We start from the raw sequence: 16,834 nt of genomic DNA, 5'->3' as shown, positions 1-16,834 counted from the left end.
CCTTATCCCGCCTATACTTCCCGCTAGCCGCCGTCGGAGCGCCTCTATTCCCCTTATTTTTGTATGGACGGATTGAGCCGGCGCCGCCGCAAGTGTAAAGTATTTGTGTTTTTATTGTTTATTTTTTGTTCTAAATCAAACAATTATCTGGTGTAAACGCCCAGGGATATACGGCGTTCTTGCGCTGGCGCAAAAGCCGTGAAAATAACACCTCATATAATACAGAGCGTAACTACAGGCGCGGCGTCCGTCGGCTGCGCCGGAGACGATCTCTGTTAACTGACTTGTGAGCGAACTATGTCGACAAGTGTTTTTAATCGCCGGTGGGCGGCTGTGCTGCTCGAGGCGCTGGCCCGCCATGGGGTGCGGCATGTTTGTATCGCTCCGGGATCGCGCTCCACGCCGCTGACGCTGGCCGCCGCGGCTAACCGATCGTTTATCTGTCATACCCATTTTGACGAGCGCGGGCTCGGCCATCTGGCGCTTGGGCTGGCGAAGGCGGCGCGTGAGCCGGTGGCGGTGATCGTCACGTCCGGCACCGCGGCGGCCAACCTTTATCCCGCGCTGATCGAAGCCGGCCTGACCGGTGAGCGGCTGGTGTTTCTCACCGCCGATCGGCCGCCGGAGTTGATCGACTGCGGCGCCAATCAGGCGATCCGTCAAAACGGCCTCTACAGCAGCCACCCGACGCTGGCGATCGATCTGCCGCGTCCTACGCCGGATATTCCGGCCGCGTGGCTGGCCTCCAGCGTCGACAGCGCGATGGCGCGCCTGCAGCACGGCGCTTTGCACATCAACTGCCCGTTCGCCGAGCCGCTGTACGGCGGCGACGAACGTCACTATGCCGACTGGTCCGCCGCGCTGGGCGACTGGTGGCAGAGCGATCGCCCGTGGCTGCAGGAAAGCGAGACGCATGCGGCGCCATTGCCGCAGCCGGACTGGTTCTTCTGGCGGCAAAAGCGCGGCGTGGTGTTGGCCGGGCGCATGAGCGCGCAAGAGGGCGCGCAGGTGGCCGAATGGGCCGCAACGCTGGGCTGGCCGCTGATCGGCGACGTGCTGTCGCAGACCGGGCAACCGCTGCCCTGCGCCGATTTGTGGCTCGCTCACCCGCAGGCGCAGCGCGTACTGCAAGATGCGCAGCTGGTGGTGCAGTTCGGCGGCAGCCTGACCGGCAAACGCCTGCTGCAGTGGCAGGCGCAGTGCCGGCCGGAAGAGTATTGGATCATCGACGAGCTGCCGGGGCGGCTCGATCCGGCCCAGCACCGGGGGCGGCGCCTGCGCGCCGGCGTGGCTCAGTGGTTGGCGCAGCACCCGGCGCAGCCGCGCCAGCCTTGGGCCGCCGGGCTGGCCGTGCTGGCGGATAAAGCGCTGACGGCGGCATCCACGCATCTGCACGATAACTTTGGCGAAGCGCAGCTGGCGCACCGCCTGCCGGAACTGCTGCCGGAGAACGGGCAGCTGTTTCTCGGCAACAGCCTGGTAGTGCGGCTCATCGACGCGTTAACGCCATTGCCCGTCGCCTACCCGGTATTCAGCAACCGCGGTGCCAGCGGCATCGACGGCCTGATCTCCACCGCTGCCGGCGTGCAGCGCGCCACCGCCAGACCGACGTTGGCGGTGGTGGGCGATCTTTCCGCTCTGTATGACCTCAATGCGCTGGCGCTGCTGCGCCAGAGCTCGGCGCCGACGGTGCTGATCGTCGTCAATAATAACGGCGGCCAAATTTTCTCGCTGCTGCCGACGCCGGAAGAGGATCGTCAGCGCTTTTACTGCATGCCGCAGAACGTCGAGTTCAGCCACGCGGCGGCGATGTTCCAGCTGGGTTACGCGCGGCCGGAGAACTGGAGCCAGCTGCAACAGGCGGTTGAACAAGGCTGGCGGCGCGGCGGCGCCACGCTTATCGAACTGCAGGTGCCGCCGAGCGCGGGGGCCGAAAGCCTGCAATACCTGGTGCAACAGATGGCGGTGCAATGATGCTGGCGACGCGAATTTTGCAACAGGGCGAAGCGGGCCGCCCGTGGCTGGTGTGGCTGCATGGCCTGCTCGGCAACAACAATGAATGGCGGGTGATCGCCGCACGCTGCCCGGAATGGCCATCGCTGGCCATCGATCTGCCCGGCCACGGTGATTCCGTGGCGGTGAGCTGCCGCGGCTTCGACGACATCAGCGCGCAGATTGCCGCCACGCTGCAGCTGCGCAATATCGAACGCTATTGGCTGGTGGGCTACTCGCTCGGCGGGCGCATCGCCATGTATCACGCCTGCCACGGCCGCCATGCCGGCCTGCAGGGGGTGATCGTCGAGGGCGGTAATCCGGGGCTGGAGGACGAAGAGCAGCGCCGTCGGCGCTGCGAACAGGATGCGCTGTGGGCGGCGCGTTTTCGCAGTGAGCCGATCGCCGAGGTCCTGGCGGACTGGTATCAGCAGCCGGTGTTCAAAGAGCTTAGCCATGTGCACCGCCAGGCGCTGATCGCCGCGCGCTCGGTCAACAGCGGCCCGGCGATCGCCGACATGCTCGAAGCCACGTCGCTCGGGCGGCAGCCCTATCTGGCGCCGCAGCTGCGCCAACTGAGCGTGCCGCTGCAGGTGTTGTGCGGTGAGAACGACCCCAAATTTCAACGGCTGGCGCGCGACGCCGGGTTGCCGTTGCGCATCGTGCCGCAGGCCGGCCACAACGCGCATCTGGCCAATCCGCAGGATTTCGTCGCCGAGCTGCAGACCTTTCTCGTTAACCCTGGTTAAAGGAACCGAACATGCTTTATCCGAATGAAGAACAGCTGTATGCCGCCATCGCCTGGCAGGATTGCACCGGCGATTTCGAAGACATTCTGTATCACAAGTCCGCCGACGGCATCGCCAAAATCACCATTAACCGGCCGCAGGTGCGCAATGCGTTTCGCCCGCAAACGGTTAAAGAGATGATCGACGCGCTGGCCAACGCCCGTTACGACGACGGCATCGGCGTCATTATTCTGACCGGCGCCGGCGATAAGGCCTTCTGCTCCGGCGGCGATCAGAAAGTGCGCGGCGACTACGGCGGCTATCGCGACGACAGCGGCGTGCATCACCTCAACGTGCTGGACTTCCAGCGCCAGATCCGCACCTGCCCGAAACCGGTGGTGGCGATGGTGGCCGGTTATTCGATCGGCGGCGGCCACGTGCTGCACATGATGTGCGATCTGACCATCGCGGCGGATAACGCCATCTTCGGCCAGACCGGCCCGAAAGTGGGCTCGTTCGACGGCGGTTGGGGCGCGTCTTACATGGCGCGCATCGTCGGCCAGAAGAAGGCGCGCGAAATCTGGTTCCTGTGCCGCCAGTACGATGCCGCCGCCGCGCTGGACATGGGGCTGGTTAATACCGTGGTGCCGCTGGCCGATCTGGAAAAAGAGACGGTGCGCTGGTGCCGCGAAATGCTGCAGAACAGCCCGATGGCGCTGCGCTGCCTGAAGGCGGCGCTGAACGCTGACTGCGACGGCCAGGCCGGTTTGCAGGAGCTGGCGGGCAACGCCACCATGCTGTTCTACATGACCGACGAAGGGCAGGAAGGGCGCAACGCGTTCAACGAGAAGCGTCAGCCGGACTTCAGCAAATTCAAGCGTAACCCGTAATGAACGGGGTAAACCGCAGCGCGGCGCTTTACCGTTACAGCCTGCCGATGGAGGCGGGCGTGGTGCTGCGCAATCAGCGGTTGAAAACGCGTGACGGATGGGTGGTGCAGCTGCGTCAGGGCGAGCGTGAAGGCTGGGGCGAGATCGCGCCGCTGCCGGAATTCAGCAGGGAAACGCTGGCGCAGGCCGAACAGGCCGCGTTGGACTGGCTGCAGGCCTGGTTGGCGGGCAACGAACCGGATGACAGCGCGCTGCCCTCGGTGGCTTTTGGGATTAGCTGCGCGCAGGCCGAGCTGGAGCAGCGCTTGCCGACGCAGGCGGATTTTCGCAAGGCGCCGCTGTGTACCGGCGATCCGGATGAGCTGTTCGAGACATTGAACGCCTTGCCGGGCGAGAAAGTCGCCAAGGTGAAGGTGGGGCTGTATGAGGCGGTGCGCGACGGCATGATCGTCAACGTGCTGCTGGAGGCGCTGCCGGATCTGCGGTTGCGGCTGGACGCCAACCGCAGCTGGACCCGCGCCAAAGCCGACGGCTTCGCCAAATACGTCAACCCGGCGTGGCGCGATCGCATCGCCTTTTTGGAAGAGCCCTGCAAGACCCGTGATGAATCGCGCGATTTCGCCCGGGCGACCGGCATCGCCATCGCCTGGGATGAGAGCGTGCGCGAGGCGGACTTTGTGGTGCAGGCCGAGCCGGGCGTGGCGGCCATCGTGATCAAGCCGACGCTGGTCGGCAGCCTGGCGCGCTGCCAGGCGTTGGTGGCGCAGGCGCACGCGGCGGGGCTGACGGCGGTGATCAGCTCCAGCATCGAGTCCAGCCTGGGGTTAACCCAGCTGGCGCGCATCGCCCGCTGGCTGACGCCGGACACCGTGCCGGGGCTGGATACCCTGGGGTTGATGCAGGCGCAGGTGCTGCGGCCTTGGCCGGGTAGCGCATTGCCGCTGCTGGATGCCTCGGCGCTGGAGTGCCTATGGCGCCGTTAAGCGATTGGCCATGGCGGCACTGGGCGAGCCTTCAACCGCAGGCGACGGCGCTGCTGCTTGGCGAGCGGCCGCTGAGTTGGCTGGCGTTGCAAGGCCAGGTGGATGAGCTGGCGGCGGACTTCCAGCACCAGGGCGTGGAGCCGGGCTGTGGCGTGGCGCTGTGCGGTAAAAACAGCTACCCGCTGCTGTTGGCCTATCTGGCGCTGCTGCAATGCGGCGCGCGCCTGTTGCCGCTCAATCCTGCCTTGCCGACGCCGCTGCTGGCACAGCTGTTACCCGAATTGGACATCACCTTTGCCTTCGGCCCGGATCCGTTGCCGGCGCTGCCGGAAGAGGTGATTCGATTGACGCCGCCCTCGACCGAGCCGCGCTGGCCGAACCTGCCGATGTGGGATGCGCAACGTCTGGCGACGCTGACGCTGACCTCGGGCTCCAGCGGCCTGCCGAAGGCGGCGGCGCACAGCTACGCCAATCATCTGGCCAGCGCCGCCGGGGTGTTGCGGCTGATGGATTTTCAGCACGAGGATTGCTGGCTGCTGTCATTGCCGCTGTTTCACGTCTCCGGCCAGGGCATCGTCTGGCGCTGGCTGGCGGCGGGCGCGCGGCTGGCGGTGCGCGAGATGCATCCGCTGGCCGAGGCGTTGGCGGGATGCACGCACGCCTCGCTGGTGCCGACACAGCTCTGGCGGCTGCTGGCGCAACCGCTGACGGGCACGACGCTGAAAGAGGTGCTGCTCGGCGGTGCGATGATCCCGGTGGCGCTGACCGAACGGGCGGAAGCGGCGGGGATCCGCTGCTGGTGCGGCTACGGGCTGACCGAACTGGCTTCCACGGTGTGCGCCAAGCGCGCCGATGCGCGGCCGGGCGTCGGCCTGCCGCTAAGCGGCCGCGAGGTAAAACTGGTGGACGAAGAGGTCTGGATCCGCGCCGACAGCCTGGCGCTCGGCTACTGGCATCATGGCCAGCTGCAGCCGCTGGCGGATGAACAGGGTTGGTTCGCGACCCGCGATCGCGGCGCGATGGCCGAGGGGGAACTGCGCATTTTGGGCCGGCTGGACAACCTGTTTTTCAGCGGCGGCGAAGGGGTGCAGCCGGAGGATATCGAACGCGTGTTGGCGGCGCACCCGCAGATCTCGCAGGCGTTTGTGGTGCCGGCGGCGGACGCCGAGTTCGGCCAGCGGCCGGTGGCGGTAATCGACGGCGATCCGTCGCTGTCGCTGGCGGCGTTGCTCGCCTGGTCGCAGGACAAGCTGGCCAATTTCCAACGCCCGGCGGCGCTGCTCCCGCTGCCTGACGAGCTGAAAAACGGCGGCATCAAGATTTCGCGCCGCCAGTTGCAGCAATGGGTGGCGCGGCGTCTCTCTCAGGCATAAAAAAGCCGCCCGACAGGGCGGCTGAGTGGATGACGGCAGGGGATTATTTCAGCCCCAACGCCCTGGCGACGCCGGCGCCGTAGTCCGGGTGCACCTTGGTGAACAGCTCGACCTGACGGCGCTGGATTTGCTCCGGCACCTGCGACAGTTCGCCGGCGATGCGGGTGAACATGCGCTGGTGCTCTTCGGCGCTCAGCAGGTTGAACAGCGCGCGAGGCTGGCTGTAGTAATCGTCGTCTTCACGATGGTTCCAGTGGTCGGCCGCGCCCTCAATGCTCAGCGGCGGCTCGCTGAAGTCCGGCTGCTCCTGGAACAGGCCGAAGCTGTTTGGTTCGTAGGTGGCGCCGTTGCCGCTGTTGCCGTCCACGCGCATCGCGCCGTCGCGATGGTAGTTGTGGAACGGGCATTTGGCGCCGTTCACCGGGATCTGGTGGTGGTTGACGCCCAGGCGATAGCGGTGCGCATCGCCATAGGAGAACAGACGGCCTTGCAGCATTTTATCCGGCGAGAAACTGATGCCCGGCACCACGTTGGCGGGGTTCATCGCCACCTGCTCAACCTCGGAGAAGTAGTTGTCGGGGTTGCGGTTCAGCTCGAAATAGCCGACGTCGATCAGCGGATAGTCGCCGTGCGGCCACACCTTGGTCAGATCGAACGGGTTGTATGGCGTCTGCGAGGCTTCGTGTTCCGGCATGATCTGAATTTGCAGCTTCCAGCGCGGGAAGTCGCCGCGTTTGATCGCGTCGAACAGATCGCGCTGTGAGCTTTCGCGATCCTTGGCGATGATCGCTTCCGCTTCGTCATCCATCAGGTTTTCAATGCCTTGCTGGCAGCGGAAGTGGAATTTCACCCAGAAACGCTCGTTGGCGGCATTGATAAAGCTGAAGGTGTGGCTGCCGAAGCCGTGCATGTGGCGATAGGATTTCGGAATGCCGCGATCGCTGAAGTCAATGGTCAGCTGGTGCAGCGACTCCGGCAGGTGGGAGAAGAAGTCCCACTTGTAGACGGGGTTGCGCAGGTTGGTATGCGGATCGCGTTTCACCACGTGGTTGAGATCGGGGAATTTCAGCGGATCGCGCAGGTAGAACACCGGCGTATCGTTACCCACCAAATCCCAGTTGCCTTCTTCGGTATAGAACTTCATGGCGAAGCCGCGAATGTCGCGTTCGGCGTCGGCGGCGCCGCGTTCACCGGCGACGGTGGAGAAGCGGATGAACATGTCGGTCTGTTTGCCGACCTCGGAGAAGATCTTGGCGCGGGTGTAGCGGGTGATGTCGTGGGTGACGGTAAAGGTGCCGTAAGCGCCGGATCCCTTGGCGTGCATGCGGCGCTCGGGGATGACTTCACGGTCGAAGTGGGCCAATTTTTCCAGGAACCACACGTCCTGCAACAGCATCGGGCCGCGTTTGCCTGCGGTGATCACGTTATTGTTATCGACAACCGGGGCGCCGGCTGCGGTGGTCAGTCCTTTCTTGCTCATCACTTGCTCCTTATCGTAGTGCAGTTAAGTAAAGACTCGGGCGGTTTAAGCGTTCATCAGCATAGTCCTTTGGCGGGGCTTCTTCCCCTGACCTTGGTCAAAGCCACTACTAGTTGTAGCCCTATTGCCGAGCGACGGCAAATAGGTCTCGGTTATCGTTGGCATTGCCTTGACGAATATAGAATCTTGTTTGCAAATATTTACATTTATTTGATTATTGAAGAATTTTTTCGCTTTTATCCCTTAAATACTCATTGCGCTTTGGTATAGACTCGTGACGTTATTATTATGCGTTGATTCGATCATTCGGTACGGATGACAAACCAGAGGGAAAGATGATGAAAAAGACTTGGGTCGCGTGCGCGGCAGGATTGCTGTTGGTGACCGGCGCGGCGAACGCCATCAGCGTGTCGGGCGAAGCCGGGCAGCACTACACCAACCTGGGCGTTGGCATGAGCACCGGCTCTTCTGGTCTGGGCCTGACCGGCAACTGGGCGCGCAGCGACCACGACGGTAACGTCGGCAGCGTGGGGCTGAACTTCGGCGTGCCGCTGGGGCCGTTGACGGCGACCGTGGGTGCCAAAGCGCTGTACCTCAGCCCGAAAGACGGGAAGAGCGGCGGGGCGGTGGCGCTGGGCGGCGGCCTGGAGTGGGAGATCAACCGTTACTTCAGCCTGCACGGCGAAGGGTACTTTGCCCCTGAATCCTTCACCAGCGGCGTGAAAGCCTATAACGAAGCCAGCGGCGGCCTGCGCTGGAAGTTCCGTCCGCTGAGCGTGGACGTGGGCTACCGTTACATGCAAATGGAAGGCAAAGACGGGCGTCGCGACAACACGCTGGCCGATGGCCCTTACGTCGGCGTGGGTCTGAGCTTCTGACGCTGTGAAAAAGGGGCCTTCAGGCCCCTTTGTTCTTTCTGTTCCGCTTACCCTACCGGCGGCAGCATGCCGCTGGCGATGCCCAGTTGAATGGCGATCACCGTCACCCCGCAGACAAACACCAACGCCAGCGCCGGCGTACCGCCCCAGACGCGATACTGTGCCTGATGTTTTTGGCGCGTTTTCCACACCAGCAGTGAAGGCAACAGCAGGGCCAGCACCGACAAGGCAATGGCGGCGAATCCTAGCGCCAGCACGAAGCCGCGCGGATAGAACAGCGCAAAGGCCAGCGGCGGCAAGAAGGTGATGGCGCCGGTTTGCAGGCGGCCACGCACGTTGTCTTGCCGCTTGAACAGGTCGGCCAGGAAATCGAACAGCCCGAGCGCGACGCCGAGGAACGAGGTCGCCAGCGCCAGATCGGCGAACAGGTGCACCGCCAGTTCAACGTGCGGCGAAGCCACCGCGTCGCGCACCGCCTGCAACAAACCGTTCAGCCCGGCCTGCTGCGCCAGAATGCCGACGAAGGTGTCGGAGCTGATGCTGCCCAGCGTTGCCAGCTGCCAGAAGATGTAGGCCATCAGCGGGATAGCGCTGCCGATGATAAACACCCAGCGCAGTTTGCGAATGTTGCCGCCCATATAGTTGACGATGCTCGGCACGCTGCCGTGGAAGCCGAAAGAGGTGAAGATCACCGGAATAGCCGACAGCGCCAGGCCTTGCTCCAGCGGCAGCGTCATCAGGTTGGTTTGGTGGATATTCGGCAACATCAGGCCTAGCATCACCACCAGAAATACCACTTTGGCGCTGAACAGGATGCGGTTGAACAAATCGACCGAGTGGGTGCCGATGCATACCACGCCGCCGGCCACCAGGGTGAACAGCAGAACGCCGAGCGACACCGGGAAGTCCTGCGACGTCCACTGGCTGATGCTGGTGGCGAGCAGTTCGCCGGCGCCGCTGATGTAGGCGGCGGTGAGGGCGTACATCAGGAACATCATGCTAAAGCTGGTCAGCCACTGGCCGCCGCCGCCGAGATAACGTTTGGCGAGGGTGCCCAGACCGGTATCCGCCTGCTCATGCTGGTAAACCTCTACCAGCAGCAGCGCGGTGTAACACATCAACAGCCACAGCCCGACCAGTAAGGCCAGCGTGACGCCGAAGCCGACGCCGGCCGCCGCCAGCGGCATCGCCAGCATCCCGGCGCCAATGGTGGTACCCGCCACGATAAAAACACTGCCAAGAGTGCGATTCTTCACGTTTTTTCTCTACCAGCCGAAAGATTTTGAAAATTATAGGTAACGATTTATGAGGATGGCAGGATAGTGGAAGCCCTAATTTGTGTCAAACCGACGTTACGCACGATGTACATTAATGTTTACATTGCGGCGAGCTGCATGGCACATGAGGAACGGGCCCATGGCTGAAATTATCCGCAGGCGGCTAGTGAAAAGTTATTTACGGGCTTCTATAGTGGAATGACCAAAAAATGTGGGAGAGATCAATGTTAAGGGTGGAGATGCTCAGCACCGGCGATGAGGTGCTGCACGGGCAAATTATTGATACCAACGCCGCCTGGCTGGCGGACTACCTGTTCCAGCAGGGGGTGCCGATGAGCGGGCGGGAAACGGTCGGGGACAGCCTCTCTGCGTTGATCGAGATCCTGCAGGAACGAAGCCATATCGCCGATGTGCTGATCGTCAACGGTGGCCTGGGGCCGACCAGCGACGATCTCAGCGCGCTGGCCGCCGCCAAAGCCTGCGGCGTAGAGCTGGTTGAACGGGCCGACTGGCTGGCGCGCATGGAAGCCTATTTCGCCGAGCGCGGGCGGCCGATGGCCCCTTCCAACCGCAAGCAGGCGCAGATCCCGGCCAATGCGGAAATGCTGGATAACCCGGTGGGCACCGCCTGCGGGTTCGCGCTGCAGCTGAACCGATGTCAGATGTTCTTCACCCCCGGCGTGCCGTCGGAATTCAAAGTGATGGTCGAACAGCAGATCATGCCGCGTTTGCGTGGGCGCTTCACCTTGCCGGCGCCGCCGCTGTGCCTGCGCCTGACCACCTTCGGCACCTCCGAGAGCGATTTGGCCGCCGAGCTGGACGGTATGCCGCTGCCGCCGGATGTGGTGCTGGGTTACCGTTCCTCCAGCCCGATCATCGAGCTGAAGCTGACCGGGCCGGAAAGCCGGCGTGTGGAAATGGATCAGGCCTGGCGGCGCGTGCGCGAGGTGGCGGGGGACAACTGCATTTTTGAAGGCACTATCGGGTTGCCGGCGACGCTGACGCAGCGTCTGAATCAGCAAGGGCTGAAGCTGGCGTTGAGCGAACAGTTCAGCGGCGGGTTGATCAATCTGCAGCTGCAGAGCGAAGGGGCGCCGCTGGCAGGGGGAGAGCTGCTGCCGGCGCACTGTATCGAAACGCTGGAAACGACGCTGGCGCGCGCCCGCTCGCTGGCGGAATTGACCGGCGCGCCGTTGGCGTTGGCGGTCAGCGCCATGTGCGACGAGCAGGTGAGCATTGCGCTGCACACACCGCGCGGCGGCATTGGCCAGACCGTGCGTTATCGTGCGTCGCGCCACGGCCTGCGGCTGCGTCAGGAGTCGGTGGCGATGCTGGCGCTGGATATGCTGCGCCGCTGGCTGAATGGGGGCCAGGCGTGCGGTAAAAACGCCTGGCTGGAGGTGGTGGAAATTATCGAGTGACGGTCATGGCGCCGAGTTGCCGGCGTCACGGTTTTGCTGCAGCCGTTCGGACGCCAGGCGTGAAAGGCGTATCGCCGCCGCGCCCCGCGTTTGCAGTTCTGTACCGTAGTTCCTGAGTGCCTGCGCGGCGAAACCGTGCTGCAGATCGCGGAAACGCTGGGATATGCCTCGCCGAGTAATTTTATCGCCATGTTTCGCAAAGCCTTTGGCGATTCTCCGGCGCGTTATTTTTCCGCATCGGCAGGAAAGGGGCGCTAAGCGGAATACTTTGAGGATAGTTATATATCCCTGATTAATCATAATGTTATAGGGGATATTCGCGGCGAGGGAATGCTGTTACTCTTTTGGCGGGTGCTTGAGACTGTTCGTCTTGGGCATTGTGTGACAAGGCGGATAGATGAAAGCCCCAGACTGACTCTCAATCAGAATGGGGCTGCACATACCGCCTAGACACCGGTATGGTAGCCCCTTCACAGCAAGGAGGCAAGCATGCGCTTAAGGCATGTGTTTCACTCGCTAACCGTTGTATGTATTACGGTTTTGTTATTTATCTGGATGATAAGAGACTCGCTGTGCGAGCTGAAAATCTACCAGGAAAATATCACTATCCTGATCAGGTTGGCGTGTGAGGTGAAGCGGTAATCATAGGGCGGGGGCAACCCCGCCTTCTGGTCTCCAGGTGCGGTTTCCGGCACCCGACTTTACATTTCCAGCTCGATATCCGTCAGCGGCATACAGCAGCAGGGCAGGATCTCGCCGGCGTTGATAAACGCCAGCGGCTGTTGGCGGTAGGCCACTTCGCCTTTCACCAGCTTCAGGCGGCAGGCGCCGCAATAGCCGGAGCGGCATTGGTACTCCACCTGCACGTCGTGCAGTTCCAGCACGTCGAGCAGGCAGCTTTCACTGTTGGGGCAGGAGAGCTGTGTGCCAGCGGCGCGCAGCGTTACGATTGGCGTCGCCATCGCTTACAGTTCGAAGTCGCTCAGGTCGTCGGCGTTGATCTCCGAGTCGATCTGGCCAACCAGGTAGGAGCTCACTTCCACTTCCTGCGGCGCCACCTGCACGTTGTCGGACACCAGCCAGGCGTTGATCCACGGGATCGGGTTGGAGCGGGTTTCGAACGGCAGACCGAGGCCGACCGCCTGCATGCGGATATTGGTGATGTACTCCACATACTGGCACAGGATGTCTTTGTTCAGGCCGATCATCGAGCCGTCGCGGAACAGGTATTCCGCCCACTCTTTTTCCTGCTGGGCAGCCAGCACGAACAGATCGTAGCACTGCTGTTGGCATTCCTCGGCGATCTCCGCCATTTCCGGATCGTCGGCGCCGGAACGCATCAGGTTCAGCATGTGCTGGGTGCCGGTCAGGTGCAGCGCTTCGTCGCGGGCGATCAGCTTGATGATTTTGGCGTTGCCTTCCATCAGTTCGCGCTCGGCGAACGCGAAGGAGCAGGCGAAGCTGACGTAGAAGCGGATCGCTTCCAGCGCGTTCACGCTCATCAGGCACAGGTACAGCTGTTTCTTCAGCGCGCGCAGATTGACGGTGACGGTTTTACCGTTCACCTGGTGGGTGCCTTCACCCAGCAGGTGATAGTAGCTGGTCATCTCGATCAGATCGTCGTAGTAGCCGGAGATGTCTTTCGCGCGCTTCTTGATCTCTTCGTTGGTGACGATGTCGTCGAACACCAGCGCCGGATCGTTGACGATGTTGCGGATAATGTGAGTGTAGGAACGGGAGTGGATGGTCTCGGAGAACGACCAGGTTTCCACCCAGGTTTCCAGCTCAGGGATCGAGATCAGCGGCAGCAGAGCGACGTTCGGGCTGCGGCCCTGGATGGAATCCAGCAGCGTCTGATACTTCAGGTTGCTGATGAAGATATGCTTCTCGTGCTCCGGCAGCGCCTGGTAATCGATGCGATCGCGGGAGACGTCAACTTCTTCCGGGCGCCAGAAGAAGGAGAGCTGTTTTTCGATCAGCTTTTCGAAGATTTCATGCTTTTGCTGGTCGAAACGCGCAACGTTTACCGACTGGCCGAAGAACATCGGCTCTTGCAGCTGGTCGTTTTTGGTCTGAGAAAAAGTGGTGTAAGCCATAAGCCTGAATCCATCGTAACGTGGCTAAATGAAGGGGCCGGAAAATTCCGGCCCGCTAGGTCAAACTTTAGATCTTGCAGGCGCCGCTTTCGCAGTCGTCATCGCCGGCCTTGGCAGGCTGCAAATCTTCCTGGGCGTCTTCCGCACCGTCGCGGGTGTTTTGGTAGTACAGCGTTTTCACGCCGAACTTGTAGGTGGTGAGCAGGTCTTTCAACAGCTGCTTCATCGGCACCTTGCCGCCCGGGAAGCGGGTCGGATCGTAATTGGTGTTGGCCGAAATCGACTGGTCGATGAATTTCTGCATCAGCCCCACCAACTGCAGATAGCCGTCGTTGCTTGGCATTTCCCACAGCAGCTCGTAGTTGTCTTTCAGACGCTCATACTCCGGCACCACCTGGCGCAGGATGCCGTCTTTCGACGCCTTGATGCTGATGTGGCCGCGCGGCGGCTCGATGCCGTTGGTGGCGTTGGAAATCTGCGAAGAGGTTTCCGATGGCATCAGCGCAGACAGGGTCGAGTTGCGCAGGCCGGTTTCCTGGATCTCTTTACGCAGGGTTTCCCAGTCGTAGTGCAGCGGCTCGCTGCAGACCGCATCCAGGTCTTTCTTGTAAGTGTCGATCGGCAGGATACCCTGCGAATAAGTGGTCTCTTTGAACCACGGGCAAGCGCCTTGTTCCTGAGCCAGGCGGTTGGAGGCTTTCAGCAGGTAGTACTGAATGGCTTCGAACGTTTTGTGCGTCAGGTTGTTGGCGCTGCCGTCGGAGTAGCGCACGCCGTTCTTCGCCAGGTAATAGGCGAAGTTGATAACGCCGATGCCCAGGGTGCGGCGGCCCATCGCGCCACGGTGCGCGGCCTTGATCGGATAATCCTGGTAATCCAGCAGGGCGTCGAGCGAGCGCACCGCCAGGGTCGCCAGCTCTTCCAGATCGTCCAGGCTGTCGATCGCGCCCAGGTTGAAGGCGGACAGGGTGCACAGCGCAATCTCGCCGTTTTCGTCGTTAACGTCTTCCAGCGGCTTGGTCGGCAGGGCGATTTCCAGGCACAGGTTGGACTGACGCACCGGCGCGATCTGCGGATCGAACGGGCTGTGGGTGTTGCAATGGTCGACGTTCTGGATGTAGATGCGGCCGGTAGAGGCGCGCTCTTGCATCATCAGCGAGAACAGCTCAACCGCTTTCACGCGCTTCTGGCGAATGCTGTCGTCTTTCTCGTACTGGGTATACAGGCGTTCGAATTCGTCCTGATCGGCGAAGAACGCGTCATACAGCCCCGGCACGTCGGACGGGCTGAACAGGGTGATGTCTTCGCCCTTGATCAGACGCTGGTACATCAGGCGGTTCAGCTGCACGCCGTAGTCCATGTGACGCACGCGGTTGCCTTCAACGCCACGGTTGTTTTTCAACACCAGCAGGCTTTCCACTTCCAGGTGCCACATCGGGTAGAACAGCGTTGCCGCGCCACCGCGCACGCCGCCCTGCGAGCAGGATTTGACGGCGGTCTGGAAGTGTTTGTAGAACGGAATACAGCCGGTATGGAAGGCTTCACCGCCGCGGATCGGGCTGCCCAGCGCGCGGATGCGGCCGGCGTTGATGCCGATGCCGGCGCGCTGCGAAACGTATTTCACAATGGCGCTGGAGGTGGCGTTGATGGAATCCAGGCTGTCGCCGCACTCGATCAGCACGCAGGAGCTGAACTGGCGGGTTGGGGTGCGCACGCCGGACATGATCGGCGTAGGCAGCGAAATCTTGAAGGTGGAAATCGCGTCGTAGAAACGTTTGACGTAGTCCAGACGGGTTTCACGCGGGTAGTTGGAGAACAGGCAGGCGGACACCAGCATGTACAGGAACTGGGCGCTTTCGTAGATCTCGCCGCTGACGCGGTTCTGCACCAGATACTTGCCTTCCAGCTGCTTGACGGCGGCATAAGAGAAGTTCATGTCGCGCCAGTGATCGATAAAGGAATCCATCTGCTCGAACTCTTCAGCGCTGTAGTCTTCCAGCAGATGCTTATCGTATTTGCCCATCTCGACCATGCGCGTCACGTGAGCGTGCAGCTTCGGCGGCTCGAACTGGCCATAAGCCTTTTTACGCAGGTGGAAGATCGCCAGGCGAGCGGCCAGGTACTGATAGTCCGGCGCATCGCGGGAGATCAGATCGGCTGCGGCTTTGATGATGGTTTCGTGAATGTCGGCGGTTTTGATGCCGTCATAAAACTGAATGTGTGAACGCAACTCTACTTGAGAAACCGAGACGTTGTGTAATCCCTCTGCGGCCCAATCGATGACCCGGTGGATTTTGTCGAGATTGATGCGCTCTTTACGGCCATCGCGTTTAGTTACAAGCAGACTTTGGTTCATGTGGTGTTTTACCTGTCCGTATGGTGCCCCTAAGCAGAAGTGTAGTCGCTCTGCTCAGTATGTAAACACTATATATAGGGGTTGTATGTCGGTGAGGTAACAAGATAGTGAGAAAAAACGGCGTTTGCAAGTGAACAAAACCGGCCTAATTTGTGGATAACTTGGGGGTGAAATGTAACTTGCCGTTCGCAGTGCGCGCCGTGACTGGCGCGACAAGCTTGTCAATAAGCGCGATCAGATTTTACTGAAAAACTGAAAAAATCGATCGTTTGGCGCTTTATTAAACGTTAGAAAAAAACGGCATATTGATCTGATTTAATATTCTAAAAAACTGTTTACAACGGGTATTTTGAGCGAAATCGCGGAAATTAGGTATTTTTCCGAATACGCCAACGGCGCCGCCCCCCGGTAATGCAGGGCCGGCGCGGTTTACAGCGCTTAACCTTCGTGCTGGGTGTGCACCATGTAATTCACGTCAACGTTGCGCCCAAGCTTGAAATGATCGGTGATCGGGTTGTAATGCAGGCCGATCATGTGCTTTTCGCGCAGCGGCGTGCCGTCGACCCAGCCGATCAGTTCGGAAGGGCGAATGAACTTCTTATGATCGTGGGTGCCCTGCGGCACCATCTTCAGCACGTACTCCGCGCCGATCACCGCCATCAGCCAGGCTTTGGTGTTGCGGTTGATGGTGGAGAAGAACACGTGGCCGCCCGGTTTCACCAGCTGGGCGCAGGCGCGCACCACCGAGGCCGGATCCGGCACGTGCTCCAGCATCTCCATGCAGGTGACCACGTCGTAGCGTTGCGGGTTGGCCTGAGCGTGGCTTTCCACCGTCTCCTGCACATAGGTGACGTCCATGCCGCTTTCCAGCGCGTGCAGCCGCGCGACCTGCAGCGGCTCCGCGCCCATGTCCAGCCCGGTCACCTTGGCGCCTTCGCGCGCCATGCTTTCCGCCAGAATGCCGCCGCCGCAGCCCACGTCGAGCACCTGCTTGTCAAAAATGCCGCCGGCGCGCTGCATGATGTAGTTCAGGCGCAGCGGGTTGATGCGGTGCAGCGGTTTGAACTCGCCTTCCAGATCCCACCAGCGGGAGGCGACGGCCTCGAACTTGGCGATTTCCTGGTGGTCAACGTTTTGCACTCGGCTGGATGATTCTGCGTTCATGGGCTTGTCTGGCTCCTTGTTCTCGTTGCGCGGATTATACATGTTCCGGCGCGGCATCGTCTGCGCCGATGCGTTTTTAGCGCACTTATCTGCACAATTTCCGTGAAACAGCGGCGGTTATTTTCCCGTAAAGCGTGCTTTGTGATATAGTTTTACACCTTTGCCACTATGGCAGCGGGCAGATGAATCATTAGTA

The 16,834-nt window shown here is 61.4% G+C and carries 15 protein-coding genes; 9 read left to right on the top strand and 6 right to left on the bottom strand.

Going from position 1 to position 16,834, the window contains the following annotated elements; all coding sequences use genetic code 11:
• Positions 1-297 precede the first annotated feature (297 nt).
• From menD to menE, 5 genes are read left to right on the top strand one after another with little or no spacing between them, the layout of a single operon-like run.
• Positions 298-1,974, top strand: coding sequence for a 2-succinyl-5-enolpyruvyl-6-hydroxy-3-cyclohexene-1-carboxylic-acid synthase (gene menD, locus SSARUM_RS16310; RefSeq protein ID WP_060425869.1), 1,677 nt, complete (start codon positions 298-300; stop codon positions 1,972-1,974).
• Positions 1,971-2,741, top strand: coding sequence for a 2-succinyl-6-hydroxy-2,4-cyclohexadiene-1-carboxylate synthase (gene menH, locus SSARUM_RS16305; protein WP_038876383.1), 771 nt, complete (start codon positions 1,971-1,973; stop codon positions 2,739-2,741). The genes menD and menH overlap by 4 nt, the downstream gene beginning before the upstream one ends.
• A gap of 11 nt (positions 2,742-2,752) precedes the next feature.
• Complete coding sequence (gene menB / locus SSARUM_RS16300; RefSeq protein WP_033635308.1) at positions 2,753-3,610, top strand: 1,4-dihydroxy-2-naphthoyl-CoA synthase; 858 nt, start codon at positions 2,753-2,755, stop codon at positions 3,608-3,610.
• Positions 3,610-4,593 carry an o-succinylbenzoate synthase gene (menC, locus tag SSARUM_RS16295; protein ID WP_049233898.1) on the top strand — a complete coding sequence of 328 codons (984 nt, stop codon included), beginning with the start codon at positions 3,610-3,612 and terminating at the stop codon, positions 4,591-4,593. Before menB ends, menC begins: the two co-directional genes overlap by 1 nt.
• A complete protein-coding gene (menE, locus tag SSARUM_RS16290) occupies positions 4,581-5,966 on the top strand; it encodes an o-succinylbenzoate--CoA ligase (RefSeq protein WP_060430354.1) in 1,386 nt (461 codons plus the stop codon). The genes menC and menE overlap by 13 nt, the downstream gene beginning before the upstream one ends.
• A gap of 43 nt (positions 5,967-6,009) precedes the next feature.
• Here menE and katA read toward each other — a convergent pair whose 3' ends face one another.
• A complete protein-coding gene (gene katA / locus SSARUM_RS16285) occupies positions 6,010-7,446 on the bottom strand; it encodes a catalase KatA (RefSeq protein ID WP_049233894.1) in 1,437 nt (478 codons plus the stop codon).
• 338 nt (positions 7,447-7,784) lie between these two features.
• Here katA and SSARUM_RS16280 point away from each other — a divergent pair, with 338 nt between their 5' ends.
• On the top strand, positions 7,785-8,324 hold the full coding sequence (locus SSARUM_RS16280) for a YfaZ family outer membrane protein (RefSeq protein WP_004935943.1): 540 nt from the start codon (positions 7,785-7,787) through the stop codon (positions 8,322-8,324).
• Positions 8,325-8,371: 47 nt separating this feature from the next.
• Here the strand turns inward: SSARUM_RS16280 and tyrP are convergent, their stop codons facing one another.
• Positions 8,372-9,580: a tyrosine transporter TyrP gene (tyrP, locus tag SSARUM_RS16275; RefSeq protein ID WP_060430352.1), complete on the bottom strand. Its 1,209-nt coding sequence runs from the start codon at positions 9,578-9,580 to the stop codon at positions 8,372-8,374.
• A 245-nt stretch (positions 9,581-9,825) separates the two neighbouring features.
• On the opposite strand from tyrP, the gene SSARUM_RS16270 reads away from it, so the two are divergent.
• From SSARUM_RS16270 to SSARUM_RS24595, 3 genes are all read left to right on the top strand, one after another.
• A complete protein-coding gene (locus tag SSARUM_RS16270; protein WP_043147738.1) occupies positions 9,826-11,022 on the top strand; it encodes a nicotinamide mononucleotide deamidase-related protein YfaY in 1,197 nt (398 codons plus the stop codon).
• Positions 11,023-11,157: 135 nt separating this feature from the next.
• On the top strand, positions 11,158-11,280 hold the full coding sequence (locus SSARUM_RS16265; RefSeq protein WP_228657843.1) for a helix-turn-helix domain-containing protein: 123 nt from the start codon (positions 11,158-11,160) through the stop codon (positions 11,278-11,280).
• A gap of 231 nt (positions 11,281-11,511) precedes the next feature.
• Positions 11,512-11,664, top strand: a complete 153-nt coding sequence (locus SSARUM_RS24595; RefSeq protein WP_004935921.1) for a Hok/Gef family protein — start codon at positions 11,512-11,514, stop codon at positions 11,662-11,664.
• A gap of 59 nt (positions 11,665-11,723) precedes the next feature.
• Here the strand turns inward: SSARUM_RS24595 and yfaE are convergent, their stop codons facing one another.
• The 4 genes from yfaE to ubiG form a co-directional block, all read right to left on the bottom strand.
• Complete coding sequence (gene yfaE / locus SSARUM_RS16255) at positions 11,724-11,984, bottom strand: class I ribonucleotide reductase maintenance protein YfaE (protein WP_033635302.1); 261 nt, start codon at positions 11,982-11,984, stop codon at positions 11,724-11,726.
• Between the two features lie 3 nt (positions 11,985-11,987).
• Positions 11,988-13,118, bottom strand: coding sequence for a class Ia ribonucleoside-diphosphate reductase subunit beta (nrdB, locus tag SSARUM_RS16250; protein ID WP_019453694.1), 1,131 nt, complete (start codon positions 13,116-13,118; stop codon positions 11,988-11,990).
• 67 nt (positions 13,119-13,185) lie between these two features.
• Complete coding sequence (gene nrdA, locus SSARUM_RS16245) at positions 13,186-15,474, bottom strand: class 1a ribonucleoside-diphosphate reductase subunit alpha (RefSeq protein ID WP_033635301.1); 2,289 nt, start codon at positions 15,472-15,474, stop codon at positions 13,186-13,188.
• Positions 15,475-15,912: 438 nt separating this feature from the next.
• Positions 15,913-16,638 carry a bifunctional 2-polyprenyl-6-hydroxyphenol methylase/3-demethylubiquinol 3-O-methyltransferase UbiG gene (gene ubiG / locus SSARUM_RS16240; RefSeq protein WP_004935909.1) on the bottom strand — a complete coding sequence of 242 codons (726 nt, stop codon included), beginning with the start codon at positions 16,636-16,638 and terminating at the stop codon, positions 15,913-15,915.
• Positions 16,639-16,834: the final 196 nt, after the last annotated feature.

It is taken from the genome of Serratia sarumanii (genome assembly GCF_029962605.1).
Lineage (GTDB): Bacteria > Pseudomonadota > Gammaproteobacteria > Enterobacterales > Enterobacteriaceae > Serratia > Serratia sarumanii.
Note: the sequence above shows the minus strand (reverse complement) of the source record. Positions and strands in the feature narration are given on the sequence as shown.